The organism is Neorhizobium sp. P1_A6 (assembly GCF_056406795.1).
Genome location: NZ_JBFTZM010000008.1, coordinates 121,776 through 146,773 on the forward strand (window position 1 = coordinate 121,776; position 24,998 = coordinate 146,773).

At 61.2% G+C, this 24,998-nt stretch carries 24 protein-coding genes, 1 tRNA gene and 1 riboswitch; of the genes, 15 read left to right on the forward strand and 10 right to left on the reverse strand.

Annotated features, from left to right (window positions below):
- Positions 1–99 precede the first annotated feature (99 nt).
- Entirely contained in the window at positions 100–561 is a 462-nt protein-coding gene (locus AC1D3C_RS17565; protein WP_477483778.1) for an NUDIX hydrolase, read from the reverse strand.
- A 177-nt stretch (positions 562–738) separates the two neighbouring features.
- Between AC1D3C_RS17565 and AC1D3C_RS17570 the strand changes: the two genes are divergently transcribed.
- A complete protein-coding gene (locus tag AC1D3C_RS17570) occupies positions 739–1,569 on the forward strand; it encodes a universal stress protein (protein ID WP_477483779.1) in 831 nt (276 codons plus the stop codon).
- A gap of 222 nt (positions 1,570–1,791) precedes the next feature.
- Here AC1D3C_RS17570 and AC1D3C_RS17575 read toward each other — a convergent pair whose 3' ends face one another.
- The 4 genes from AC1D3C_RS17575 to AC1D3C_RS17590 form a co-directional block, all read right to left on the reverse strand.
- Entirely contained in the window at positions 1,792–2,541 is a 750-nt protein-coding gene (locus tag AC1D3C_RS17575; protein WP_477483780.1) for a GntR family transcriptional regulator, read from the reverse strand.
- Between the two features lie 146 nt (positions 2,542–2,687).
- Complete coding sequence (locus AC1D3C_RS17580) at positions 2,688–3,818, reverse strand: sugar phosphate isomerase/epimerase family protein (RefSeq protein ID WP_477483781.1); 1,131 nt, start codon at positions 3,816–3,818, stop codon at positions 2,688–2,690.
- A gap of 82 nt (positions 3,819–3,900) precedes the next feature.
- Positions 3,901–4,773, reverse strand: coding sequence for an amino acid ABC transporter permease (locus AC1D3C_RS17585; RefSeq protein ID WP_038540066.1), 873 nt, complete (start codon positions 4,771–4,773; stop codon positions 3,901–3,903).
- 4 nt (positions 4,774–4,777) lie between these two features.
- Positions 4,778–5,710, reverse strand: a complete 933-nt coding sequence (locus tag AC1D3C_RS17590) for an ABC transporter substrate-binding protein (protein WP_477483782.1) — start codon at positions 5,708–5,710, stop codon at positions 4,778–4,780.
- Between the two features lie 630 nt (positions 5,711–6,340).
- Here AC1D3C_RS17590 and AC1D3C_RS17595 point away from each other — a divergent pair.
- The 6 genes from AC1D3C_RS17595 to AC1D3C_RS17620 are packed head-to-tail and all read left to right on the forward strand — an operon-like array spanning position 6,341 to position 12,319.
- Complete coding sequence (locus AC1D3C_RS17595; protein WP_477483783.1) at positions 6,341–7,453, forward strand: ABC transporter ATP-binding protein; 1,113 nt, start codon at positions 6,341–6,343, stop codon at positions 7,451–7,453.
- A 51-nt stretch (positions 7,454–7,504) separates the two neighbouring features.
- Entirely contained in the window at positions 7,505–8,545 is a 1,041-nt protein-coding gene (locus AC1D3C_RS17600; protein ID WP_477483784.1) for an extracellular solute-binding protein, read from the forward strand.
- A 9-nt stretch (positions 8,546–8,554) separates the two neighbouring features.
- Complete coding sequence (locus AC1D3C_RS17605) at positions 8,555–9,382, forward strand: ABC transporter permease (RefSeq protein ID WP_247036375.1); 828 nt, start codon at positions 8,555–8,557, stop codon at positions 9,380–9,382.
- The gene (locus tag AC1D3C_RS17610) at positions 9,375–10,196 is read left to right on the forward strand and encodes an ABC transporter permease (RefSeq protein ID WP_038540075.1); all 822 of its coding nucleotides are present in this window, start codon (positions 9,375–9,377) and stop codon (positions 10,194–10,196) included. Before AC1D3C_RS17605 ends, AC1D3C_RS17610 begins: the two co-directional genes overlap by 8 nt.
- 32 nt (positions 10,197–10,228) lie before the next feature.
- Positions 10,229–11,653, forward strand: a complete 1,425-nt coding sequence (locus AC1D3C_RS17615; RefSeq protein WP_477483785.1) for a M24 family metallopeptidase — start codon at positions 10,229–10,231, stop codon at positions 11,651–11,653.
- 3 nt (positions 11,654–11,656) lie between these two features.
- Positions 11,657–12,319, forward strand: a complete 663-nt coding sequence (locus AC1D3C_RS17620; RefSeq protein ID WP_477483786.1) for a flavin reductase family protein — start codon at positions 11,657–11,659, stop codon at positions 12,317–12,319.
- A 195-nt stretch (positions 12,320–12,514) separates the two neighbouring features.
- Here AC1D3C_RS17620 and AC1D3C_RS17625 read toward each other — a convergent pair.
- Positions 12,515–12,588, reverse strand: a tRNA-Gln gene (locus tag AC1D3C_RS17625).
- Positions 12,589–12,863: 275 nt separating this feature from the next.
- Between AC1D3C_RS17625 and AC1D3C_RS17630 the strand changes: the two genes are divergently transcribed.
- Complete coding sequence (locus AC1D3C_RS17630; protein WP_477483787.1) at positions 12,864–14,459, forward strand: Ppx/GppA phosphatase family protein; 1,596 nt, start codon at positions 12,864–12,866, stop codon at positions 14,457–14,459.
- Positions 14,456–15,265 carry an RlmE family RNA methyltransferase gene (locus AC1D3C_RS17635; RefSeq protein WP_477483788.1) on the forward strand — a complete coding sequence of 270 codons (810 nt, stop codon included), beginning with the start codon at positions 14,456–14,458 and terminating at the stop codon, positions 15,263–15,265. Before AC1D3C_RS17630 ends, AC1D3C_RS17635 begins: the two co-directional genes overlap by 4 nt.
- On the opposite strand, the gene AC1D3C_RS17640 is transcribed toward AC1D3C_RS17635, so the two are convergent.
- Positions 15,266–16,669 carry a DHA2 family efflux MFS transporter permease subunit gene (locus tag AC1D3C_RS17640; RefSeq protein WP_477483789.1) on the reverse strand — a complete coding sequence of 468 codons (1,404 nt, stop codon included), beginning with the start codon at positions 16,667–16,669 and terminating at the stop codon, positions 15,266–15,268.
- Between the two features lie 195 nt (positions 16,670–16,864).
- Between AC1D3C_RS17640 and AC1D3C_RS17645 the strand changes: the two genes are divergently transcribed.
- The 5 genes from AC1D3C_RS17645 (at position 16,865) to AC1D3C_RS17665 (ending at position 21,731) form a co-directional block, all read left to right on the forward strand.
- Positions 16,865–17,854: an MBL fold metallo-hydrolase gene (locus AC1D3C_RS17645; RefSeq protein ID WP_038540087.1), complete on the forward strand. Its 990-nt coding sequence runs from the start codon at positions 16,865–16,867 to the stop codon at positions 17,852–17,854.
- A gap of 179 nt (positions 17,855–18,033) precedes the next feature.
- Positions 18,034–19,536: an IMP dehydrogenase gene (gene guaB / locus AC1D3C_RS17650; RefSeq protein WP_477483790.1), complete on the forward strand. Its 1,503-nt coding sequence runs from the start codon at positions 18,034–18,036 to the stop codon at positions 19,534–19,536.
- Between the two features lie 174 nt (positions 19,537–19,710).
- Positions 19,711–20,073 carry a hypothetical protein gene (locus AC1D3C_RS17655; protein ID WP_038540094.1) on the forward strand — a complete coding sequence of 121 codons (363 nt, stop codon included), beginning with the start codon at positions 19,711–19,713 and terminating at the stop codon, positions 20,071–20,073.
- Between the two features lie 103 nt (positions 20,074–20,176).
- Positions 20,177–20,596, forward strand: a complete 420-nt coding sequence (locus tag AC1D3C_RS17660) for an MAPEG family protein (protein ID WP_477483791.1) — start codon at positions 20,177–20,179, stop codon at positions 20,594–20,596.
- A gap of 250 nt (positions 20,597–20,846) precedes the next feature.
- Complete coding sequence (locus tag AC1D3C_RS17665) at positions 20,847–21,731, forward strand: dienelactone hydrolase family protein (RefSeq protein ID WP_477483792.1); 885 nt, start codon at positions 20,847–20,849, stop codon at positions 21,729–21,731.
- A gap of 100 nt (positions 21,732–21,831) precedes the next feature.
- On the opposite strand, the gene AC1D3C_RS17670 is transcribed toward AC1D3C_RS17665, so the two are convergent.
- Complete coding sequence (locus tag AC1D3C_RS17670) at positions 21,832–22,266, reverse strand: 6,7-dimethyl-8-ribityllumazine synthase (RefSeq protein ID WP_038540104.1); 435 nt, start codon at positions 22,264–22,266, stop codon at positions 21,832–21,834.
- A 79-nt stretch (positions 22,267–22,345) separates the two neighbouring features.
- A riboswitch (FMN riboswitch) is annotated at positions 22,346–22,489 on the reverse strand.
- A 48-nt stretch (positions 22,490–22,537) separates the two neighbouring features.
- Positions 22,538–23,488, reverse strand: coding sequence for a LysR substrate-binding domain-containing protein (locus AC1D3C_RS17675; protein ID WP_038540107.1), 951 nt, complete (start codon positions 23,486–23,488; stop codon positions 22,538–22,540).
- Between the two features lie 194 nt (positions 23,489–23,682).
- Here AC1D3C_RS17675 and AC1D3C_RS17680 point away from each other — a divergent pair, with 194 nt between their 5' ends.
- Complete coding sequence (locus AC1D3C_RS17680) at positions 23,683–23,982, forward strand: YjiS-like domain-containing protein (protein WP_038583911.1); 300 nt, start codon at positions 23,683–23,685, stop codon at positions 23,980–23,982.
- 81 nt (positions 23,983–24,063) lie between these two features.
- Here AC1D3C_RS17680 and AC1D3C_RS17685 read toward each other — a convergent pair whose 3' ends face one another.
- A complete protein-coding gene (locus tag AC1D3C_RS17685; RefSeq protein WP_477483793.1) occupies positions 24,064–24,969 on the reverse strand; it encodes a DUF937 domain-containing protein in 906 nt (301 codons plus the stop codon).
- Positions 24,970–24,998 lie beyond the last annotated feature (29 nt).

The following is a 24,998-nucleotide window of genomic DNA, read 5'->3' on the forward strand; positions in this document are numbered from 1 at the left end:
CGTCCATCAAGGGCCTTACGGTGATCTAAATCAAGCGGGGAGGGCTTTTACCGGCGTGCCGTCACTTCGACATGCAAAGTTGGATTTGGGCTCCTCGTATTATGACGGCCGTCGAGCTGCAAAATCGATGAGGATCGGCTGCTGCCCCTTCAATATCTTGCGCTTCGCCTCATCGAGGCTGAACCAGCCGGCCCTGTCGACCTCCGGAAACTCCTTCATCAGCCCCGATTTCGGCGGCCACTCGATCCGGAACGTGTTGCTGACGATCTTTTCGACGTCGATATCGGCCTCGATCGACCAGGCGATCACCCGCTTGCCGCCCGGCTGGCGATATTCGCCGAGCCATTCGAAGTCGCCGTCAATACTCGCTCCTACCTCCTCGAAAACCTCCCGTTTCGCGGCCGCCAGTTCGTCTTCTCCTTCATCGACAAGGCCCTTGGGAATGGACCAGGTTCCTTCGTCCTTGCGTGCCCAGAACGGTCCGCCGGGATGAACCAGAAACACTTGCCGATCTCCGGCAGCCTGGCGGAATATCAAAAGACCTGCGCTGCGTTTCGGCATGGCGAGTGCTTTCATCGTGGAGGCAGAAGCGGGGTTTATGATCCCAGCCGATCCTCAGATAGTGCGCAGCAATCTGAAATTCCGCTTTCGATTGACGAAGATCATGGCTCGGGCCGGTGCCGGTTCTAGGCTTTCCTTCCATAGGCCAATCAAGGCGTTATGCAGAGGGGACAGACAATGTCATTCAAGACAGTGCTCGCGATGATCGGCAATACGGATCCAACTGCTGATCTCGCCCGTGCCATGGAGATCGCGATCGAACTCGAAGCGCATCTTTCCGTCGTGGTCATCGGCCTCGCGGTTCCGGCAACCATGGGTGATTTTCCGGCCGGCACGGTGTGGCTCGACCAGCGGGACGAGGACTTGAGATTGCTCGACGGCATCCGGAAACAGGCGGCAGCCGCCTGCACGACGAATGGTCTGTCGTTCGACATCGACGTCATCTACTCCGAAGGCGTTTTTGTTGGCGAGGAAATTCATCGCCGCGCGCTTTATGCCGATGTGCTGGTGATCGGAGACGGCGTGCGCGGCGATAGCGTTCTCACCCGGAAAATCGTCGACGGCGGCGTGTTCGAAGCGGGCCGCCCCCTTCTTCTGGCGCCGAAGAACCTCAGGACGACCCTGAAGCCGCGGCGGGTCTTGCTCGCCTGGAATTCCCGCGCCGAGGCGGCTCGGGCCGCACGCGAGGCCCTGGAGATGATGACCTGGGCCGAAGAGGTGCATGTCGTGCTGGTCGATCCTGACAGCGCGTACTGGGTCAGCGGCGGCGAGCCCGGCGCCGACGTCGCCTCCTATCTCGCCCGACACGGGATAAATGTCGTCGTCGAACAACTGGCAAGCGGCGGCCGACCGGTGGAGGACGTGCTCGAACGGCACGCGCTGGAGATCAACGCCGACCTCATCGTCATGGGCGCCTACGGACATTCCCGCCTGCGGGAGCGGGTATTCGGCGGCGTGACCGCTTCGATCCTGGAGAAAAGCAAGCTGCCGGTGCTGATTGCCCGGTAAAACCCGGACACGATTTGCCCTGCCTCCCACCCGTCGGCGGGGGCAGGATTATTTAGGTCTGCATCTTACGGCAAACGGTTGAAGAGCCGCGAAATTCCCTCTGTTTTCCTGTCGCGAGCGACCGTGGATGCCACCTTTGTGCCCTGGCTATGGGCATCAGCCAACAGGTCGTGTCGAGCGGCAATAATTTCCGCTCGGACAGACGTTGGGCGCCGATCCAGTTTACGAAAAGTTCTCCAGCACAGYCATGAACGTATGCCGGTCACCCTGGCCCTCAGTGAGCCGCACACGGCCTTCGATGTCAGCAAGATGATGGTCCATCAACTGCTGCGCCTTCATTAGGTCCTTGGCTTTCAGCGCGGTCACGATCAGACGATGGTGATCGGCGCCGCAGTCGTCCTGCTTCTCTTCCTCGTAGAGGGCCATCACGAGCGAGAGGCGGGCAACGATCTTCGACAGCATTTCGGTCATGACCGCGTTGCCACCGAGTTCGGCGAGCACGATGTGAAATTTGCCGGATAGGACAGTCTTCGATTTCTCGTCGCCGTGATGATGGATCTGCTCTTCCTCGTCCGCCAGCTTTTCGAGAGCGTCCAGCTGCTCCGCTTCGGCGCGGTTCATGACCAGTTCGAGGATGACGTGCTCCAGTTTCCGGCGTGATTCGAAAAGAGCCCTGGCTTCTTCGATCCCAGGTTCTGCGACGAAGGTACCGCGATTTTTCTTTCGCTCCAGAAGATGGTCGCTCTCCAGCACGCCGAGGGCTCCTCGGACGACCGTCCTGCTGACACCGAAATGTTCGGCGATTGCATCCTCCAGAATCTTGGTTCCCGGCTTCAGCGCGCCTTCACCGATTGCGGTGCCAAGCGTTGTCCGGATGCGCTCTGAAACATCGTCGTTGTTGGTCTCAGTGGTTTCCGCTGCGCTATGCGCTTTCGGTACTGCCTTGGCGCTTTGACGGCGCGTCCTTTTCATTTCCTGCTCCAAATGCCCTTACGGCAGCATTATTATTTCCATGAGAATATTCCTGCGTATATGCCGATCTCGACAAAAAGCCAGACTTTCCCATGATTTTAAAGGGCATCGGCAGCGCATGCCGCCGATGCTGACGGACCGGTCGTTCAGGCCGCCTGCCGCTTTGTCGCCGGCGAAGAAAGGGAGATGCCGTTTTCGGCGCAAATGCTTTCGACATAGCGAGCCGAGTCCTTGATGAAGATCACAGATTCCTTGTAGCCGTAGGACTGCCTCTCATAGGTGGGGTAGCCGTACTGGCTGGCTTCGTACGCTTCCCAATCCGGAATTTCCCCCGAGGTGACGCGCTTTTCATAGGCGTCCACCATGGCGATATAAGCATCCAGCTCTTCGGCGTTGAGATCCGGGTGGCCGGCGCGCCAGATCGGATCGTCGATCTGGATGCACTGGCGCGGATTGGCTTTTCGGGGCTTGTCTTCGACGGATGCGGCAACTTCCAGCGAAAAATTCAGATCTGGGTTCGCCTTCGAGAGGATGGGAAGGATCGAACCGAAATCGACGATGCCGCCGCCAACGGGCCGGGTCTGGAAATCGAAGCCACCGGGTGCCCGCCCGACATAGGCGTCCTTGATGTGGGTCTGGCGGACATGGGGTGCGACGCGTTTTGCGGCAAAGACCGGATGTTCGGCGCGCTGCAGACCGTTGGCCGTGTCGAAGACCACGCCCATGCAATCCTCGCCAACCTTTTCGATCAGCCGAAGAATTTCGAAGGAGGTGATCTCGTCATGGGTCTCCATGTTGAGGTGAACGCCATTGGCGCGGGCCACAGGTGCTAGCTTCAGCAGAACCTTTTCGATGGCGAGCAACTGCTCTTCCCAGGTGACGTCGGTCCGGAACCGGTCATTCGCCAACCTGCCGCGATATTCGGATTTGAAATTGCCGGGCGATACCCAGAGTTCACGGCAGCCGATGGCAGCGCCTGCCTCGATCATCCGGGAGAAGCCGAGAATGATGTCGCCGTCGCCGATTGCCCGGAACTCCGGAGCCTCGGCGCTGCAATAGGGATTGATCTTGCCGACGCCGCTTTCGAGATAAAGGCCGAGTTCATCGGCCTTCGCCCTGATGTCGCGCAGTTCGACTTTGTCCAGCGTCGGGCTCATATCGAGAACCGTGGTGAAGAAAAGACCGCCGAGACCGAGTTCCCTGACATGGTCGAGGCTTGCAAGCGGCCCGCGCTTTACAGCTTCGGGAAGTTTCTGTGCATCAATGCCGAGTTTCATGGTTTGCTCCTTGGGATTTCCTGATCGGATACGCTGCGCTGGCGATCCTTGCTTGGTTGGGTTGAACGATGCAGGCGACCTGTCAGGCCCGTTGCCGGGTCTCCTTTTGCGAGCCGCCAGACGGGCCTTTGGGCACGAGTTGCTGTTCCAGGAAATGCTGGCCGATCGAGGCGACTGTGGTGATCGCGAGATACCAGAGCGATGCAACGCACAGCAGTTCGATGACCAGAAAGTTGCGCGCATAGATCGCCTGCGCCTGGGTCAGCAGGTCCTGCATGCCGATGACGGAGACGATGGCACTGGCCTTCAGCATGCCGATGGCCTGGTTGCCGGTCGGTGGAACGACGAGGCGGACCGCCTGCGGCAGAACGACTGTCCGCAAGGTTTGCAGTGGCCTCAAGCCCAGAGACGATGCCGCTTCACGCTGTCCACGATCCACCGCCGTCAGGCCGCCGCGAATGATCTCGCTCATATTGGCGGCCTCGTGCAGACCGAGCGCCAGGAACCCGGCGACCGCGGGAGTGACCAGATCGTTGATCGATATCGTATAGGCGCCAAGACCAACCTCGGGGATAAAAAGTCCGATGTTGAACCAGAAGAAGATCTGGACGATCAGCGGCACGCCCCGAAACCACCAGACGAAGCCGACGGCCATCGTTTTCAGCACGATATTCTGGCTGGTGGCCATGATGGCCACGATGCAGCCGACGGCAATCCCGGCCACCATTGCTCCTGCCGTCAGTTGGAGCGTCAGGACGACGCCGCCCAGGATCATCGGATCGATCATGAAGCGAGGGATTTCGCTCCATTGAACGCTCTGGCTACGGCCGATGATCATCATAAGGAGGGCCAGCGCGAGGATCGCGCTGGTACCGGTTGTGATTTGCCCCCACCGTATCGGCTTGCCGACGGGAGGTGCCATGGCGATGCTGACGGCTTGAGCAAAAAGGGACATGGGCTCAATCCACCGGCATGCTGGCGGCGTCGTTGACTTTGACCGTCTTCACGGCGAGCGGACCAAGGCTCCATTTTTTCATGATGGCTTCATAGGCGCCGCTATCGACCATATGCTGAAGGCTTGCCACGACCGTGTTGCGAAGCTGTGGGTTGTCCTTCGATACCAGCATGCCGAGATATCCCACCGCGAGGCGGACATCCGGAAGAGCCTGCAGGCCGACGCCTCTGCCGGTCTGGTTTACCGTGGTGTAGACGCTCGTGGCATAACCGTTGACGGTCGCATCGGCGCGGCCGGTGCGCACTGCCTGCAATACGTCGGGCATTTTCGGGATGGACATGATGTTGATCGGCGTGGCGCACTTGGCAGACGCGGCCTCCACCATGCGCCCCTGGAAAGTGCCGACCGGCACGGCGACCTTCTTGCCGCAGAGATCCGCCATGCTCTTGATGCCGAGCGGGTTGTCCTTGATGGTCATGATCGTGGTCGCGTCATACATGTAGTCGATGACATCGACCTGCTTTTCCAGTTCCGGATCATCGTTGATGCCGGAGACGGTCATGTCGAAACGCTTCGACAGGATAGCAGGAACGATCGCGGCCCCGGCACCAACGTCGGTCATCTGCACGTCGATGCCGAGAACAACGCCGAGGGCCGCGGCGATATCGGCATCGATGCCGATCAGCTTTCCATCCTCTGCGCGGAAGCTGATCGGCGGGGTGAGGTCGGTTGCGACCTTGAGGACCTTCGACGCCTTGATGGCAGGCGGCAGGCCGTCTGCCAGTTTTTGGTTGAAGGCCACGCCCGGCAACTTCGCCACGTCCGCTTCCGGCACCATCTTGACTGCCGGACCTTCGGCTGCCTGTGCCGACAGGGAGAGCAAGGCTGCGAATGTGCCGGCAAGTCCGCTTCGCAGAATTCCGTTGATGCTGTTCATGGGATCCCCTTTCGTTGTTTTGCTGTGTTTGAATTCTCGGGGATTTTGAAGCAATCGCCGTGCCAAGTTGACGGACTGATTCCTAAGTTATTGAGAATGAAGCCAGATATTTCTCTCATCGATATTCGCATCTTCTTTCGAAGATAGATTCGAGAGTTGATACGAAACTAAGTGCATAAAATTTCATCGGGCTCAACGTTGCTGTCATGGGAAAACGCCGTCTCAAATCCAATTTAGCTCCAATTGTAGGGATATTTTCCTAATTTTGAAGGCAAAATCCCTGCAATGGGGCGCGTTTCCGATAAAAAGTGGCGTGAATTCTCCCCGCCGGCTACCAGGTCTCTGCTCAAGAACTAAACTATCGAGGCCAAATTATATGCAGCTGTACTGATTTATTCAGATGCAAAAATCTGTGATAATAAACTTGCGAATTTAATCGCGTAAAAAATAACGTATTTAAAACATTACCTTGCTTCGATTCTTCAGGTGACAGTTTGGAACTGGCACGGTGCTTGCAATTCGATGGGCATGAACCAGACCCTGACCAGATTTTTTAGCCAACGACATATCCGCTTAGCTCCCGGTCGCTACTCGCGTCCCATCGTTGCGGCAGATCATGGGGGAATTTGCATGCCTCATATTGCGAACTCGATTGAAGGAAAGCAGCTCAGTGTCAAAGACCTCACGCACAGTTATGGCGGACAGAATGCCGTCAGCGATGTGTCCTTTGAGGTCAACGCTGGAGAAATCGTCGCACTCCTCGGGCCAAGCGGCTGCGGCAAATCTACGGTGCTCCGGGCTATTGCAGGCTTGATCCACCCAAAGTCTGGCCGAATGGTGCTCGGTGGGGCCGACCTCGCCAACATATCTGCCCGAGCTCGCGGCATCGGCATGGTCTTCCAGAATTATGCGCTGTTCCCGCATCTGACCGTGGCCGAGAACATCGCCTATCCACTCGCCTGCCAGCAGGTTCCGCGCACTGAGCGAAAGGCGCGCGTCGAGGAAATGTTGTCCCTCGTTCGTCTCAACGGTTACGGCAATCGGCTTCCACGCGAACTGTCCGGCGGCCAGCAGCAGCGTGTCGCGGTTGCCCGCGCCATAGCAGGACGCCCTTCGCTGCTTCTGCTCGACGAGCCGTTCGGCGCACTGGACCGGGCGCTTCGCTTCGACCTGCAGGTCGAACTTCTGCATCTTCAGAAAACGCTCGGGATCACAACGCTGATCGTCACCCACGACCAGGAAGAAGCCCAGAGCTTGGCAAACCGTCTTGTCCTGATGAGCAAGGGTAATGTCGAGCAGATCGATACGCCGATGGCCGTCTATGACCGGCCCAACACGCTGTTCGTCAACACCTTCATCGGGCAGGCCAATATTCTCCATGGAACGGTTGCGCGTCTGGATCCTGAAGCCACGGTGATCTGCTTGCCGAGTGGCAAAACCCTCCAGTTGCCGCGCCGCCTGAATTTCACCGCCGGATCGAAGGTCACCGTCACCTTCCGACCGGAGGAGGTTCGGCTGACAAGCCAGCCAGGCGAAAATTCGCTTGCGGCACGCGTGACCGTATCCGTGCCGCTCGGCCCGACGCTGGTCCACGACCTCGTTCTCGACGACGGCACAAATCTGCGTGCGTCCGAGGTGCGTGGCCCTTCGACCTACGTTCCCGAAACCGGGACGCAGGTTTTTGCCGAGATCGACACAGCACGAGCCCACGTCTTTCCGGGCGAACCGGAAGTCTCCCAGTGAATGAAGCCAGTGAATGAAAGCCGTCAATCAACAACCAATAGAGGTGATCGCATGACCAATTTCAATATGACCCGCCGTAATTTTGGCCTGCTCGCTGCCGGTGCGGCCGCAGCCGCAACCATGCCGTTTTCCGCCCGCGCCGCCAGCGGCAGCGTCGTCGCCGCAACCTTCCCCGGCAACTGGGAAGATGGCTACCGCACGGTCCTGACGCCGCTCGTCAGGCAAGCCGGTTTCGATCTGACGGTCGCCCCGGCACTGGCGCAGGACCAACTCGCCAAGGTGATGGCGAGCCCCGGCAACCCGCCTTACGACACGCTGCTGATGTCGCCCGGCCAGATGGCGACCGCCATCGACAACGACCTGATCCAGAAGATCGATCCGAGCAAGCTCAAGAACTGGAGCATGCTCGACCCGGCCTTCCAGGGCGAGTACGGCCCGACCGTGACAATCGAAGTCAACGGCATCGCCTACAATCCTGATCTCGTGCCGGCCCCCAAGGGCTATCGCGACCTGTTCGAAAACCCGGCCTACAAGGGCAAAGTATCCTGGACCGGCTTCGGCTCGAACACCGGCGTCATGGCCTACAGCCAGATCGCCAAGATCTTCGGGACCAGCACCACGGACATGGATGCCGTCTTCAAGCTGTTCAAGGACAATCCGGAGCAGATCAAGGGCGTCGTCGCCAGCACCAACCACCAGATGACGCTCTTCCAGCAGGGCGAGATCGCGGTCTTCATGTGCTCCACCGGCAATGTCGCCCGCCTGAAGAGCCTTGGCCTCAAGGCGGAGTTCGTCCAGCCGGAAACCGGCTCTCCCGCAGCCCCGGTCAACATCCACCTGACCAAGGGTTCGAAAAACGTCGAGGCCGCCTATGCCTACATGGATGCAGCCATCTCCAAGGCGGCACAGGACAAGCTGAAGATGCCGCCGCAGGAGATGTTCCCGACCAACAAGAGCGTCTCCCTGACGCCGGGCATTGAGGCCTTCGTCAAGCGCGACCAGCTTGCCAACATGGTCTATCCGGACTGGGCTTCGATCAACAAGAACCGTGCGGAATGGATACGCAAGTTCGACGCCCTCGTTGCTGGTTGAGGTGACATGATGAAGGCGAGCGGCTTCCCATACGTTATCCCGATGCTCCTGTTGTCGGTGGCGTTCTTTGCGACGCCGCTCGCCGTTCTCATTGGGTTCAGTTTCACCGGCCCAGACGGACTGACACTCAGCAATTACGGACGGTTCCTAGGCGATGCGTTCAATTATCGCGTGCTGATGAATACTGCAAAACTCGGTCTGCAAACCGTGGCGAGCACGACTCTTCTCGGCATTCCGATCGCGCTCCTTTACTGGCACAGCGGCAAGACTGCGCGTCAAGTCATCATCTTTCTGACGCTTATTCCCATGCTGACCAGCAACGTGGTGCGAACCTTTGCTTGGATCGTCATCCTCGGGCGGCAGGGGCCGATCAGCGAGACCTTCGTGGCTCTCGGTCTTGCAGGACAACCGTTCTCTCTGATGTCCACCGAACTTGGGCTGGTGCTGGCCATGTGCCAGATCGATCTGCCCCTTATCATTCTGCCGCTGATCGCGATCCTGTCGCGGACACCCGTCCAATTCACGGAGGCCGCGCAGGTCTCCGGGGCCGGACCCTGGCGAATTTTCGTGACCGTACTTCTGCCGATGATGCTGCCGGGCCTGCTGGCCGGGTGGATACTCGTCTTTGCCAGTACCAGCAGTTCCTTCGTGACGCAGGCAGTCATCGGCGGCGCCCGCAACGTATATGTCCCACAATTGATCTATCGCGAGGTCGGCACGCTGTTCGACTGGTCCATGGCATCGGCGATTGCTGTCGTCTTGCTGCTCTCGACCGGAATTCTGCTGGTCGCAATGACCATGATTTCCCGTCACAGGAGGCTCGTTGGCCATGCATAACAAGCGTGAAAATCCTATCCCCGCTTTCCTCTATAAGGCATTTGTCTTCGGCTTCGGCGGCCTCAGCCTGATCTATCTGGTCGCCCCGATCATCATCGCGATCACCATGTCGTTTACGTCAGGACAGAGCCTGAAATACCCGCCGCAGGGCTTCTCGATCCGCTGGTACGAGGCCTTGTTCGACCCGATCCGTTCAGGAACCGAGCACATTGCGGCCGGAAACTCGTTGAAGATTGCCGCTCTCGCGGTTCTAGGGTCCCTGCTGTTTGCGGTTCCCGCCACCATCGGCATGGCGCGGATGAAACGCAGCACCGTGAGTTCCATCGAACCTCTTCTGCTCGCGCCGCTCGTCCTGCCGAGCCTGGTCTACGGTCTCGCGGCACTGATCGTCGCCAACTTCGTCGGCTTCCAGCCTTCGCTCTGGCTGACAGTGACCGGCCATGTGGTCGTCTTCGGACCACTGATGTACAGAGCCGCATCCGTCGTTGCCCAGGGCATCAATCCATCGCTGGCGGAGGCTTCGACGGTGATGGGGGCGAGGTGGTTCACGACGCTGCGACGGGTAATCTTGCCGCTCCTGTTGCCGGGCATTCTTGCCGGTGCGTTTCTCGTCTTCATCCAGTCGCTCGACAACGTGTCCGTCTCGCTCTTCCTCGCCGATGCCCGAACGACGGTGCTGCCGCTCAGAATGTTCGCTCTCATCGAAGAGTCGCTCGACGTCCGCGTTGCCGCGATGTCGGGAGTTCTGATCGCTCTGACGCTCGTGGTGCTGCTTGTCGCAAGACGGGTGCTGGCACCGCAGAAGCAGGCCTGACCTATTTTTTAGAATTCTGGAAGGAATACCCAATGAACATGCGTGCAACCAAGGCGGGCTCTTATCGTGTCGGATCGCTGCTCGCCGATTTCCAGCCGGACTTCGATTTTGCAGCACCCTTGCCGCTGCCGGTCGAGGAATTCGAGGATCGCCTGCGCCGCATCCGCCGTCAGGCGGTCGAAGCGGGGCATGACGCGCTGATCGTCCACACCGGCGGTGTCGGCTGGTTTCACACGTCGAACCACTATCTCCGCTATATCTGCGACTGGATGCGCGAAGGCGTTCTGGTCATCCCGACAGACACCGGCAAGCCGCTGACCCTTCTCTCCTTCTTCACCCAGTCCGTGCTCCTGCCGCCGGGGGGTGAACCGGTATTGGTCGAGGATATCTGGCAGATCGGCCCGATCGGCCGCGAATACGCCGACCGCCCGGGCGACTCGGTGGTCAAGACTGCCGAGAAATGCGCCGAAGTGCTGGTAGGCATGGGCTTGGCGAAGGCTCAGATCGGCCGGATCGGCGACCGTACCTCGCTGACATTCTGGGCGGCGCTCGACGAATTCATGCCAAAGAGCAAGTTCATCGCCGACAACGCCATTCTCGACCGGATGCAGAAGGTGCGTTCACCGCGCGAGATCGAGATGTTTAGGGCCGCCGCGCAACTGGTCAGCATCGCGACACAGGCCGCCTATCACGTCGCCAGACCTGGCGTCACCGACCACGAGATCTATGCCGCCTTCACGCAGGCCCAGCTATCCTTCGGCGGTGAGACCGGCGACGGCTACCAGATCGGTATCAACGAGTTCGGCACCCATTGCGGCAAACCCTATGGCCATGTCGTGCGTCCGGGCGACCTGATCAATCTCTATGTCTCCAACATCACCTACCGCGGCTACACGGCCCAGATCGCCCGCATGATCGCCGTCGGCCAGATCACCAAGCGGCAGGAGGAGGTGCTCGCCGTCTGCACGGAAGGCGTCAAGCACGCCGAAAAACTGATCCGGCCGGGTGCGCTGATGCGCGATGTCAACAATGCCGCCTTCGAGCCGATGATTGAGCGTGGCATGTTGACCTCCCCGGAGGCGCGCACCATGCCCTATAACTGGGCGCCGATGGATGACGGCAGCGCGCGCCTTATCCCGCGTCAGTACGTCAAGAACATCGACTGGGAGGCCCAGGGCCGCAAGCTCATGCATGTCTATCCGGCGACGGAAGGCCCGCATAACCCCAATCTCGGCCATTCCGTCGGCATGGCTGGCAGCCAAAACAGTTTCAACATCTCCTCCCACAACTACGACCGGATGGAAGAAGGCATGGTGTTCGTGATGCACACACAGTGGCTGGAACCGCTCTCCGCCGGCTGCAATGTCGGCGACATGTATGTCGTCACCAAAGACGGGTTCGAGAACCTCTCCCGCCACACCCCGCTTGAAACCCATCGTATCGCTGCCGAGGCCTGACACATGACCGACCATACTCATTTCGATTTCGCCAAGCTTAACGAGCGCGAGCGCTACAAGCTTCTGATCGGCACCGTGATCCCGCGCCCCATCGCCCTGGTGACGACGGTCAGCAGGCAAGGGCAGCCCAATGCGGGTCCGTTCAGCTTCTTCAATGTGCTGACCCATGATCCGGCCATCGTCGCCATCGGCGTCGAAAACTATTCGGACATGCGCTTCAAAGATACCGCCCGCAACATCCGCGAGACCGGAGAGTTCACGGTCCACATCTGCGATAACGCGCTGGTCGACCAGATGGAGGTCTGCGCGATCAAGTTCGGCCCCGAGGTCGACGAGATGGAGGAGGCAGGCCTTGCGACCGTCCCCGGCCAGATGGTGCGCAGCCCGCGCATTCTCGCGGCACCGGCAGCGCTCGAATGCCGCCGCCACACGACCCTGCAGGTCGGCCCGGCGCGGGAAATCATTTTAGGGGAGGTGCTCGGCGTCTATGTCCGCAGCGACGCGGTCAACCCGTCGAACCTGCATATCGACCAGCAGCTCATGGACGCGGTGGGGCGCATGGGCGGGCACACCTATGCACGGACCCGTGACCAGTTCGACATCAAGACGATGACCCCGCAGGAATGGGAAAGCAAGAAGGAGGGCGCGAAGGCGGCGGCGGAATAAGCGCGTTTATCCGCTTCCTCCGCGTGATCTGTGCCTTCTTATGGTCCGAACAATAAGGGCTGAGTAGAAGCCGGCGGCCGGGAGCGACGCCGCCGCGCGATTTCGCGCGTGGACATCACCTGTGGGCACCAGTTCTGGGCATCAGGTCGCCAATGATGCCAAAACGATATCCGGAAAGGGAATTTTAGAAAGAATTGGCTGGGGAACCTGGATTCGAACCAAGATTAACGGAGTCAGAGTCCGTCGTTCTACCGTTGAACTATTCCCCAGCAGGGCGCGCCGGTGAATGCCCGGGCCGGTGTGCGGCGCTTATAAACAAAAGCGGGCAGATTGCAAATACCGATTTCGAAAAAAATCGATGCCGTGGAAGCTTTCTCGCCGCCGCTGCGGAAAAGCTGGAAAGCTGCCCGCTGACACGTCCCTGACGTGAGCGGCAAAAAGCCGTTGGCGAAAACGTCGCTGCCTGTTATCTTCGCGCCAACGAAACAATCAGACGCCAGCGGCATACCTTCAAGAGGCTTTGCGCGGCGAGATGGACATAAAAGTGATGGACCCCGATAGCGGCGCAAAGCCGCCGGAAGGCGGGGCGTCGGCGGTACCGCGCGGAGAGGGTAAATCCTCAAGGCGTCGGAAGGCGAAGCGGAACGGCAAACGTCGTGACGCGGCGCCTGCAAGCCATTCGGATGCGGTCGATACGACTGCACCTGCCGGACGTCCCCATGACCAGGAACCCAACCCACAGGCGCGCAAGCGCAAGCGGCGGCGCGCGAAATCCGGCGGCGCTCAGCAGCCGGCACAGGGTACGGGTGCGGCGCCCGTGACAGAGCAGGGTCAGGTCCGTGTCGAGGGCGGGCAACAGCCGCATTCGGCAAAATCGCCGCCGCGCAATCGGCGCAAGAAGAACAGAGGCGGCCGCGGCCTTCAGGGCCGGCCGCTGACGCCCGCCAAGGCGGTGCCGGGTGTGGCCAAGACCTCTGTACCCGCCGGTTCGGGTCAGGCCTCCTCCAAGGATGCCCGCGGCAGGGCCGGAAATGAAAGCCAAGGCACGGATTCCCGCGGCGAAAAATTCTCCTATGTCAACGATCTCTATGCGGCGCTCGACCTCGGCACCAACAATTGCCGCCTGCTGATCGCCCAGCCGACAAGGCCGGGCCAGTTCCGCGTCGTCGATGCGTTTTCGCGGATCGTTCGCCTGGGCGAAGGGCTCGGCACCAGCCGCCGGCTGTCGCAGGATGCCATGGACCGTGCCGTCGAAGCCCTGCGCATCTGCGCCACAAAGCTTGCCAACCGGCCGATCCGCCGCATGCGGCTGATCGCCACCGAAGCCTGCCGCGCCGCCGAAAACGGCGAGGAGTTCCTGGCGCGGGTGATCTCGGAAACCGGGCTGGAACTCGAAATCATCGATCGGGAGACCGAGGCACGGCTTGCAGTCTCGGGCTGCTCGTCCCTGGTCGGCCGCGAAGCGCGCTCCGTCGTTCTCTTCGATATCGGCGGGGGTTCGTCGGAAATAGCCGTCATCCGCATCGATGACAGCCGTTCGAGCCGGCTTGCCAATCATATCACCCACTGGACCTCGCTTCCGGTCGGCGTCGTGACGCTGTCGGAGCGGCATGGCGGGCGCGACGTGACGCCGGAAGTTTTTGACGCCATGGTGACGGAAGTCGAAGGCATGCTGGCCGGTTTCGATTGCCCGCCGCTTGCCGCCTTCCGTCGTCAGGGTGCCGAGGATTTCCATCTGATCGGCACCTCGGGCACGGTCACCACGCTTGCCGGCGTGCATCTCGACCTGCCGCGCTACGACCGCCGCAAGGTCGACGGCCTGTGGCTGTCGGATGCGGAAGTCTCCGCCATGCAGGCAAAACTGCTCTCCTGGGATTTTGCCGGCCGCGCCGCCAATCCCTGCATCGGTCCTGACCGGGCCGATCTGGTGCTGGCCGGCTGCGCCATTCTGGAAGCGATCCGCCGTCGCTGGCCGAGCCAGCGCATGCGGGTGGCCGACCGGGGCCTGCGCGAGGGCCTGTTGACGGACATGATGGCTGATGACGGCGTGTGGCGCCGAGTGCGGCCGCGCCGCCCAGGGGGTAACCAGGCGGGCAATCCGGGTGCCGGCGGACAGGATGAGGCTGGAGCAAGGCGATGACGAAACCACCCTCCAAATCCCCCGGTAGCGGCAATCGCACCGGCCGCAAGCTCGGCCAGAAGGTCAAGAAGGGCAAGCTCAAGGCGTCGTCGCGGCGCTGGCTCGAGCGTCATATCAACGACCCTTATGTCCAGCGCGCCAAGCTCGAAGGATATCGCGCCCGCGCGGCCTTCAAGCTTCTGGAGATCGACGAGAAGCACCAGATCCTCAAAGGCGCCCGCCGGATTATCGATCTGGGTGCTGCGCCGGGAAGCTGGTCGCAGATCGCCGCCAATGTCACCGGTTCGACCGATGATGATATCCGCGTCGCAGCGATCGATTTTCTGGAAATGGCGCCGCTCGCCGGCGTCAAGATCCTGCAGCTCGACTTTCTCGATCCGGAAGCGCCGCGCCTGTTGATGGAAGCGATCGGCGGCACACCGGACCTGGTCATTTCGGACATGGCGGCGCCGACCACCGGCCACCAGAAGACCGATCACCTGCGCACCATGCATCTGTGCGAGGTGGCGGCGCATTTTGCCGTCGAAGTGCTGGGCGAGGGCGGCCATTTCCTGGCCAAGACCTTCCAGGGCGGCACCGAACGCGACCTGCTCAACATGCTGAAGCAGAATTTCAAGCAGGTCATCCACGTGAAGCCGGGTGCGTCGCGCCAGGAATCGGTCGAGATGTTCCTGCTCGCCAAGCATTTCAAGGGCCGCAGGGCCGGCGAGACTGCCCCGGGAACCGAGGTGGAGGAGACCGGGATGGAGGATGCGGACGTGGAATACGCCGAAGCGGAAGACTCCGACCTGGACGATCGGGCCTGATTACTCGCCGGCTTCCGGCTGGATCCTGCCGGCCCGGTGGCCGGAGACGGCGGAGCCCGTCGCCGGGTCCAGCCTCAGCAGGGGCAGGACGGCGAGCAGCGAAAGAGCCGCCACCAGGAAGAATGCCAGGTGGAAGTCCGAGAGCTGCAGATGCGTGCCGGTGACCGCCGCCGACGCTTCGAGGATGAAGGCCGCAAAGGCGACGCCGAGCGCCATGCTGATCTGCTGCAGGACGGAGGCAATCGAGGTCGCCTGGCTCGCCTGCTCGTCTCTGATCTCGGAATAGCTGAGTGCGTTCGAGCCAGTGAAGAAGAAGGAACGGCAGACGCCCGACATCAGCAGGAAGGCGATGATCAGCGCGTGCGACGTCTCCGGCGTGAAAAAGCCGTTTGCCGCCGTGGTCGCCGCCCCGAGTAGGCCCGAAACGATCAGCGTCATCTTGAAACCGGTCATTGCAAAGACGCGGCGGGCTGCGAACTTCACGATCAGCGCGCCGAGCGCGCCCGCAAATGTGATGAGGCCTGACTGGAACGGGTTGAGGCCGAAACCGAGCTGCAGCATCAGCGGCATCAGGAATGGAATGGCGCCTGTCGAGATGCGGAACAGCGTACCGCTGCTGCTCGCGGCCCGGAATGCGTCGTCCTTGAAGAGCCTGAGGTTGAGGATCGGGGCGGGGTGGCTGCGCGCATGGACGACATAGGCGACGCCGGCCGCAAGCCCGAGCGCCGTCGCGGTGATGCCGATGGCCGGCGGCAATGCCGGAAGGCCGATGACCGAAAGCCCGAAGACCGTGCCGGCGGCGGTAACCGAGGTGAGGAAAAATCCTCGCCAGTCGATCGAAGGCGGATTGGTGGCCTCTATGTCCGGCAGGAAGATCGTCGAGAGATAGATGCCGAGCACACCGACCGGCACGTTGATCAGAAAGATCCAGTGCCAGGTGAAATAGGTGGTGATGAAACCGCCGATCGGCGGCCCGGTGAGGGGCCCGACCAGCGCCGGAATGGTGAGCAGCGCCATGGCCGAGACGAGCTCGCTGCGCTTCGTGGTGCGCAGGAGAACCAGGCGTGCAACCGGCGTCATCATCGCCCCGCCCATGCCCTGCAGGAAGCGCGACAGCACGAACTGGAAGAGATCGGACGAGAACGCGCAGCAGATCGAGCCGACAACAAAGACGAAGATCGCGACGCGGAAGATCCGCTTGGCGCCGAAGCGGTCCGCCATCCAGCCGCTGATCGGGATGAACATGGCGAGCGCCACCATGTAGGAAGTCAGAGCCAGTTTGAGCGTGATCGGACCGACATTCAGGTCCGCGGCAATCGCCGGAAGTGCCGTTGCAATGACGGTGGAGTCCATCTGCTCCATGAAAAGGGCGACGGCGAGAATGAGGGGAACGATGCGGTTCATGAGGGGGCCTGCGACGGGCGGGGATTAAGGGCAGTCCATAGACCTGTTGATCCGGTCTGCCAATTGGAGAATCTCACCATTTCACGTTTTGGGTCACGTCTGCGTGAGATCGGATTTTCTCATCCTGAGCCGCGGTTATGTTCCCTGCGTATCGGACCCAAGGGTCTGGCGGCAATTCCAGGAGGCAGTTAAATCATGGCGAATTCAGGTATCGGACGGCGCACCCTCATCGGCACGGCCGGTCTGGGCATCCTCGCCGCTCCGGCAATCATCAATGCTGAGGTTTTTGCCCAGGAGAAGCAGCAGTTGGCAATCGATCGCGTCATCCCGCCGGACATTCATAAATTCAAGCTCGGCGGATTTCAGGTTCTGGTGGTGAAGGACGGCGCTCGTCCTTCCGGCGCTCCCGGTGAAACCTTCGGCCTCAATCAGCCAGCCGAAGCGCTTGCAACGCTGCTGAGCCAGAATTTCCTGCCCACGGACCAGTTCGTCAACAGCTTCTCCCCGACGCTCATTGATACCGGCAGCGACGTCATCCTGTTCGATACGGGTCTCGGCAAGGCGGCTCATGCCCAGGGGGCTGGACGCCTGGTCGAGGGGCTTGCCGCCGCCGGCTACATGCCGGAGGATATCTCGATCATCGTCATCACCCACATGCATGGCGACCACATCGGCGGCATCATGGAAGACGGCAGGCCTGCCTTCCCGAAGGCGCGTTATGTCGCAGGCCAGGTGGAATACGACTTCTGGACCGATAGCGCCCGCGCCGGCACGCCGGCAGAGGGCAATCAGAAGAGCGTGCTCGCCAACGTAAAGCCACTTGCCGAAAGGATGGCCTTCCTGAAAGACGGCGGAGAGGTGACGTCCGGCATTACCGCGATGCTCGCGCCGGGCCATACGCCGGGTATGCTGATCTTCAATATCGAGTCGCAGGGCAAGCGTCTGGTTTTGACCGCCGATACGGCCAACCACTACGTCCTGTCGCTGCAGCGGCCCGAATGGGAAGTGCGTTTCGACATGGACAAGGCGCAGGGAGCGGCCACCCGCAAGAAAGTCTTCGACATGATCGCCACGGAAAAGGTCGCCTTCCTTGGTTATCACATGCCGTTCCCGGCGGTCGGTTTCGTCGAAAAGCAGGGGACCGGCTACCGTTTCGTGCCGAAGAGTTACCAGTTCGACATCTGATTGTGCTGGAAAGCGATCAAAACCCGGGAGAAACACCTCTCGGGTTTTTGCTATTCCCTTCTTGTCATGAACGTGTTACCAGCCCTCGCCAACTTCCAAGCAATTGTTGCCGGAGCGTCGGGACGTATAGAGTCGTTCCTGAGCGCATCCCGCATTTTCTAGATCGAAGGAATTTGGCAATGGCACGCATCATTGAAACCGCAACCGGCGCAGATGCGCTTACCTTCGACGACGTGCTCCTGCAGCCCGGCCATTCCGAAGTCATGCCGGGCCAGACCAATATCGCCACCACCATCGCCCAGGACATCGAACTCAACCTGCCGATCATCTCCTCGGCCATGGATACGGTGACGGAAAGCCGGCTGGCCATCGCCATGGCGCAGGCCGGCGGCATCGGCGTCATCCACCGCAATCTGACCCCGATCGAACAGGCCGAACAGGTCCGCCAGGTCAAGAAGTTCGAAAGCGGCATGGTCGTCAATCCGGTGACGATCGGCCCGGACGCGACGCTGGCCGACGCGCTGTCGCTGATGAAGTCCTACAGCATTTCCGGCATTCCGGTGGTCGAAAACGGCGGCGGCCACGTTCCGGGCCGGCTGGTCGGCATTCTCACCAACCGCGACGTGCGGTTCGCCTCCGATCCGGCTCAGAAGATCTACGAGCTGATGACCCGTGAGAACCTGATCACGGTCAAGGAAAGCAGCGTCGACCAGACCGAGGCCAAGCGCCTGCTGCACAAGCACCGCATCGAGAAGCTGCTGGTGGTGGATGGCGAAGGCCGTTGCGTCGGCCTGATCACCGTCAAGGACATCGAGAAGTCGCAGCTCAACCCGAACGCCTCCAAGGATGCGCAAGGTCGCCTTCGCGCCGCCGCCGCGATCAGCGTCGGCGACGATGGTTTCGAGCGTGCCGAACGTCTCATCGAGGCTGGCGTCGATCTTCTGGTCGTCGATACGGCCCATGGCCATTCGCAGCGCGTGCTTGACGCCGTTACCAACGTCAAGCGCATCTCCAACCACGTGCGTGTCATGGCCGGCAATGTTGCTACCTCCGACGGCACCAAGGCGCTGATCGATGCCGGCGCGGATGCGGTCAAGGTCGGCATCGGCCCGGGCTCGATCTGCACCACCCGTATCGTCGCCGGCGTCGGCGTTCCGCAGCTCGCGGCGATCATGTCGGCCGTCGAAGCGGCGCGGGCACAGAACATCCCGGTTATCGCCGATGGCGGCATCAAGTTCTCTGGCGACCTCGCCAAGGCGATCGCTGCCGGTGCATCCGCTGTGATGATCGGCTCGCTGCTCGCCGGCACCGACGAAAGCCCGGGCGAAGTCTATCTCTACCAGGGCCGCTCGTTCAAAGCCTATCGCGGCATGGGCTCGGTGGGCGCCATGGCCCGCGGTTCCGCCGACCGTTACTTCCAGGCGGAAGTGCGCGACACGCTGAAACTCGTTCCCGAAGGCATCGAAGGCCAAGTCCCCTACAAGGGGCCGGTCTCGGGCGTGCTGCACCAGCTCGGCGGCGGCCTGAAGGCGGCCATGGGTTATGTCGGCGGCGCCAATCTCAAGGAATTCCAGGAGCGCGCCACCTTCGTGCGCATTTCCGGCGCGGGCCTGCGCGAAAGCCATGCGCATGACGTGACGATCACCCGCGAGAGCCCCAACTATCCGGGCTCCGGGGGCTGACATCCGTCGGGGGAAAGGGGTTATTGCCCCTTCCCCCCATGTTTCAAGAAAGTCAACCGGATGCCGGTCGCGATGCCCTGTCGCGATGGCCCGGGCGCTTATTTCTTTCGTGATTCCCTGCTAGATAACGAACGTTGGTGATTGTGCCGACGGGAGAATTTTTCGGGGGTAAACATGAAGAAGTTTCTGGCTTGCGCGCTCCTCTTGGGCGCAGCATTCGTGACGCCTGCGCAGGCGCAAACCGTTCGCGCAGGTACGTATAAGGTCGAGGGCACGAACCTCGATGGTTCCGCCTACAAGGGAACCGCAAAAATCGCGCTGACCAGCGAAACGACCTGCTCGATCGAGTGGAAGACCGGTTCCTCCACGTCCAGCGGGATCTGCATGCTTTATGGCGATTCCTTCGCTGCCGGTTATGTGCTCGGCAAGGCGGTCGGCCTCGTCGTCTACAAGGTCAATGACGACGGATCGCTGGAAGGCGCCTGGACCATTTCCGGCAAGGACGGCTCCGGCACCGAGAACCTGACCCCGCAATAACCCGCAGCTATGGATGAGATTACATGGCGCCGGTCAACCGGCGCCATTTGCGTACAGGAGAGCCCGCGTTATCTGGTTCCCCCGATGAAAATGAGGAGAACCGATGCTTTCCACTGATGCGACGCTTTGGCCAATGATCGCGCATACCGCGCTGGTCTTCTTTCTCTACTGGCTGCTGTCGAGGAAGCGGTATCTGGCCGTCCGGGCAGGCAGTGCCGAGGCAGGCCATTTCCGCGAAGGCCGGGAAGAGCCTCCCGAAAGCCTGGCTGTCCACAACAACCTCAAGAATCAGTTCGAACTGCCGGTCCTGTTCTACGCCGCCTGCCTCGTGCTGTACGTCTCGACCGCAGACAATGGCGGCACGGTCGCTCTTGCCTGGATCTTCGTCCTGTCCCGATATGCGCATTCCTACGTTCACCTCACCAGCAACCGGCTGCGTTATCGCCGCCCGCTCTTCATGGCTGGCTTTTTTGCGGTGATGGCGATGTGGGTCTGGCTCGCGGTCTGGCTGGCTCTGAACTAGGACGCTTTAGCCTGGCCAGCGTTCGCCATGTTATCGAGATAGGCGGGCGAGGCGAGAATGAACGGCCGCACCGCTGCGATCTGCCGAGCCATCGGATGAGCCCGTCACAATCCCGGCTGGCTCGTCCGCTCAAAACGAGCTCACGAACAAGTGTAACATCCAACACTTGGATCACTCAGTGTTTCATCTGCAAGTGAAAGCTCCTCGTTGTAGATTTCTTCGTCATACAGTCCGCTACGGAGGAATAGTCATGGACAACGAGACCCCGAAGATCACCCAGGCGATGATCGACGCCTATGACGAATACACGCACCTGACTTTGGACCGCCGTCGCTTCATGGAGAAGCTGACTCAGCTTGCGGGCTCCGGTGCAGCTGCCGCGGCGATTGCGCCCCTGATCGGCGCCAGTTCGGCCAAGGCCGATATCATTGCCGCCAATGACGACCGGCTGACCACGGAGGACGTTAAATATCCGGGCGCCGGCGGCGCGACGATGAAGGGTTATCTCGTAAAACCCAAGAATGCCTCCGGCACGCGCGGCGGCGTCCTCGTCATCCACGAGAACCGCGGGCTCAACGCCCATATCAAGGACGTCGCCCGCCGCATGGCGTTGGAGGGTTTCAATGCGCTCGCAGTCGATTTCCTGGCGCCCCAGGGCGGCACGCCGGCGGACGAAGAGCAGGCCCGGCAGATGTTCTCCTCGCTGAAGCCCGACGACGTTTCGGCCAACGGCGAGGCAAGCCGCGCCTATCTCGCCGGCATCAGCGGTGCGAACGGCAAGGTCGGTGCGATCGGCTTCTGCTGGGGCGGCGGTGCGGTCAACAATCTGGCCGTGAAGTCACCCAGCCTCAGCGCCGGCGTCGCCTATTACGGTGCCCAACCGAAGGCTGAGGACGTGCCTGCCATCAAGGCGCCGCTGATGCTGCATTACGGCGGGCTCGACGAGCGCATCAATGCCGGCATCCCGGCCTTCAGGGCAGCGCTCGAAAAGAACGGCAAGACCTTCGAGATCTTCGTCTATGACGGCGCCAACCACGCCTTCAACAACGATACGTCGTCCGCCCGCTACGACAAGGCGGCCGCCGATCTTGCCTGGAGCCGCTCGGTGGCGTTCTTCAAGAAGAACCTGGCCTGATCCGGCCGCAGGTCCGCAAGCCGGCGGTGCTCGCGCCTGGGCGTTGCAATAAACAGGGAAGCCGGGGTCCAGCCCGGCTTTTGTTTTTGGCGCCTATGCGTCAGGCGGCGATGCGTTGCCGCGTATCGACGATCATCTGGGCCGCCTGGGCGGCCTCGCGTCCCTTCTCGACGAAATGCGCGCTGAATATCGATTTGTGGTGCGCGGTTTCCTGGAAATGATGTGGCGTCAGCGACACCGACAGGACCGGTACTCCCGTATCGAGGCCGGCGCGCATCAATCCATCGACCACCGCCGAAGCCACGAAATCGTGCCGATAGATGCCGCCGTCGACGACCAGCGCTGCGGCCACGACCGCGGCATATCTTCCGGTCGCCGCCAGATCGCGCGACATGAGCGGTAGCTCGAAGGCGCCGGGCACGTCGAAGATATCGACGTTTTCGCTCGGCATGAGCTCGAGGAAGCCTTCGAGAGCCTTGTCGACAATCTCGGAATGCCAGTTTGCTTTGACGAAAGCGAAGCGGGTGTGTGTCATGGAATCTCCTTCAGGTTACGACACGGCACCCAAGGCGATTACGCACGTCCATAGAACCCGCGGGATGCGGGTGCTGCACGTCCGTTCTCTTTCATCCGGACTGTGACCGTCGGCTCAGGCATCGCACCTGATCTGCTGACCCTTCCATCGGAAGGCGCTCGCGGGCTCACGGCTCGCGCCGCCTACCGCCGGTGGGGAGTTTCGCCCCGCCCTGAGAACAGGGCGATTTAGCGCGACCGGTGAGGGGAAGGCAAGGCCGAACTCGTGACCCTTACCACCCCGGCATCACCTGTACGGCCCGGGCCCGCGGCATGCGCTGGAACGTTTTGGCCTCTCCGTCGAGATCGTCCGGAATGACCGCCGGCGAGATGTTGTCGAGACAGGCGGTGATGTGGTCGGTGATGGCATTCATCAGCGATGGCGAAAGCCCCGGCCGTTTCATGATGCCGATCTGCACCGGCGGAAGCGGCGGGAAGCCGTCGGCTGCGGCCAGCACCTTCATGCCGGTCCTGAGCGCCGATTCCGGCAGCACCGAGACAGCCATGCCGGCAAGCACCGCGGCTGCGACGACGGTCGAAGACCAGCTCGTGAACAGGACCTGGTATTCGCGTCCGTCCGCATCGAGCGCCGAACAGGCGAGTTGGCGCCACAGGCAATCGCGGCGGCCGACCGCGAGCGGCACAGGGGCGTCGTCCTTCAGCGGATGATTTGCCGAACCGACCCAGCAGAGCGGCTCGGTGCGGACCACGTCGGAAATCCGCTGGCGCGGGTTGTGGGTGACCAGCGCAATGTCGAGTTCACCACGCGCCATCTTCTCGGCAAGGCTGACCGAGGGCTCACAGACGATATAGAGTTCGACATTCGGATGCGTCTTGGCAAAACGGCCGATGATCTCGGGCATGTAGCGATCGGCATAGTCGTCCGGCGTGCCGATCCGGAGCGTGCCCTCGAGACGGTTGTCGTCGAAGGCGGCGATCGCCTCGTTGTTGAGGCGAATGATGCGCCGCGCATAGTTCAGGAGCTTCTCGCCCTCGGCCGTCAACCGGTTGCCGCGGCCGTCCTTGGCAAACAGYTGTTTGCCGATCCGTTCCTCGAGCCGACGCATCTGCATCGAAACGGCGGACTGGGTCTTGAACACCCGATCGGCGGCCTTGGTGAAACTGCCGGTGTCTACGATCGAAATGAAGGTATGCAGCTGGTCGATATCAAGCGGAGCGGACATGAGAGTGACCCATCAGAGAGGTTGATGCTAATCATTAGAAACATTCGTTGGACTGATCAATAGGTTTTCCGCGATAAGGGGATCGCAAATCAAAATCGAAGGGTGCTTCTTCCCTGAGCGCCTACCCAGGCAGCCCTTCCGTCGGACCTCCACGGAAGGGACGGCCTTTCTCGTGCCTGCGAAAGGATAGACCAATGAGCACGACCGACTGCGGAACTGAACTCGATCTGGTTCACGAGGAGCGCGGCACGCAAGGCCGTCTGGCTGTCGTGATGCTGCGAACGAAATCCGTATGGCGTGCCTTTCGCAATCGTTTGGCGAGCAATCGCCTCCATGATCTCGACGACCGCCAGCTCAACGATATCGGCATCACACGGCATGATGTGGTGATGGCGCTCAATCGGTCCGGCGTGCTGGACGATCCGTCTCTGCTCCTGTCCCGCTCCGCTCGTGAGCGTGCGCGGCATCGCTTTGCAAGACCGGCCAATCGCTGATCTTGCCTGACCTTTTCCCCGCAGGGTGATAGCCAATAGCCCTGCTGCTTGCCCGGCCGGTCGATCCGTGCCGGGCTTTTTTTATTTGGATGGCTTTGGAGCGGCAGGCGCCGCCGCCGGCTCGGCATTGGCGCCTGTGCCATTGCGCAGATAGGTGTCGAAGATCGCTTCCATGTTCTTCTGGTAGCTCTTCTGCACTTCAAGCCCGCTGTCGAACATGTTGTTCAGCACGTCGCGATAGGGATTGGCCTCGGCCGCGGTTGCGTCCTTGGGCTTTTCCGGTGTAGGTGCGGCCGTGCTGCTCGGGCTCGCGAAGGCGCCGCCCATCATGTCCTGGAAAGCCTTGGCAAACGGATTGTCGGCAAAGGGGTTCCCGGTCGAAGGCTGCGGTTGTTCCGGCTTGTCGAGCCCCCACATGGAACGCATCGCCTGGGCAAAGGGATTGTCGAAGGGATTGGCGGCTGGCTGCGGTTTCGCCTTCGGCTGCAGGCCCATGCTTTCCAGCCATTGCTGCTGCATCTGCCCCATCGGGGAGGCGGCAAACGCTTCGTTGGCGCCGGTCAACTGTCCGCTCATCTGCTTGAACAGCCCGCCCATCAGCGTGTCGGCCATGGCCGGCATCATCTTCTTGAAGACTTCCTGGCCGATCCCCGTGAGCTGTTCGGCCTGTGCGGCGATCGCGCGGGAGACTTCCTTGGAGCCGAACAGCTTTTCGAGTACGGCATTGCCGTCCATCGTGCCCTGCGGTGTAAAGGCCTTGGTCAGGTCCTCGAAATATTTCGCATAGGCGCCGGACACCATGCTGCTCATCAGCGAGGTGAGGTCGTAAGGATTGGCGCTGGTGCGCTTGAACCCCGAGGAAAAGGCGGGCATCAGCGCCGCCATGGCCTGGGTAGCCTGTTCCTGAGCCAGGTTGAACTGCTTGGCGATCGCCTCCATGCCTGCGCCGTCCTGAGCTCTGAGCATCATGTCGAACAGTGGCAGCATGGAGAGAATCCTTTCCGGTTCGGGTGATG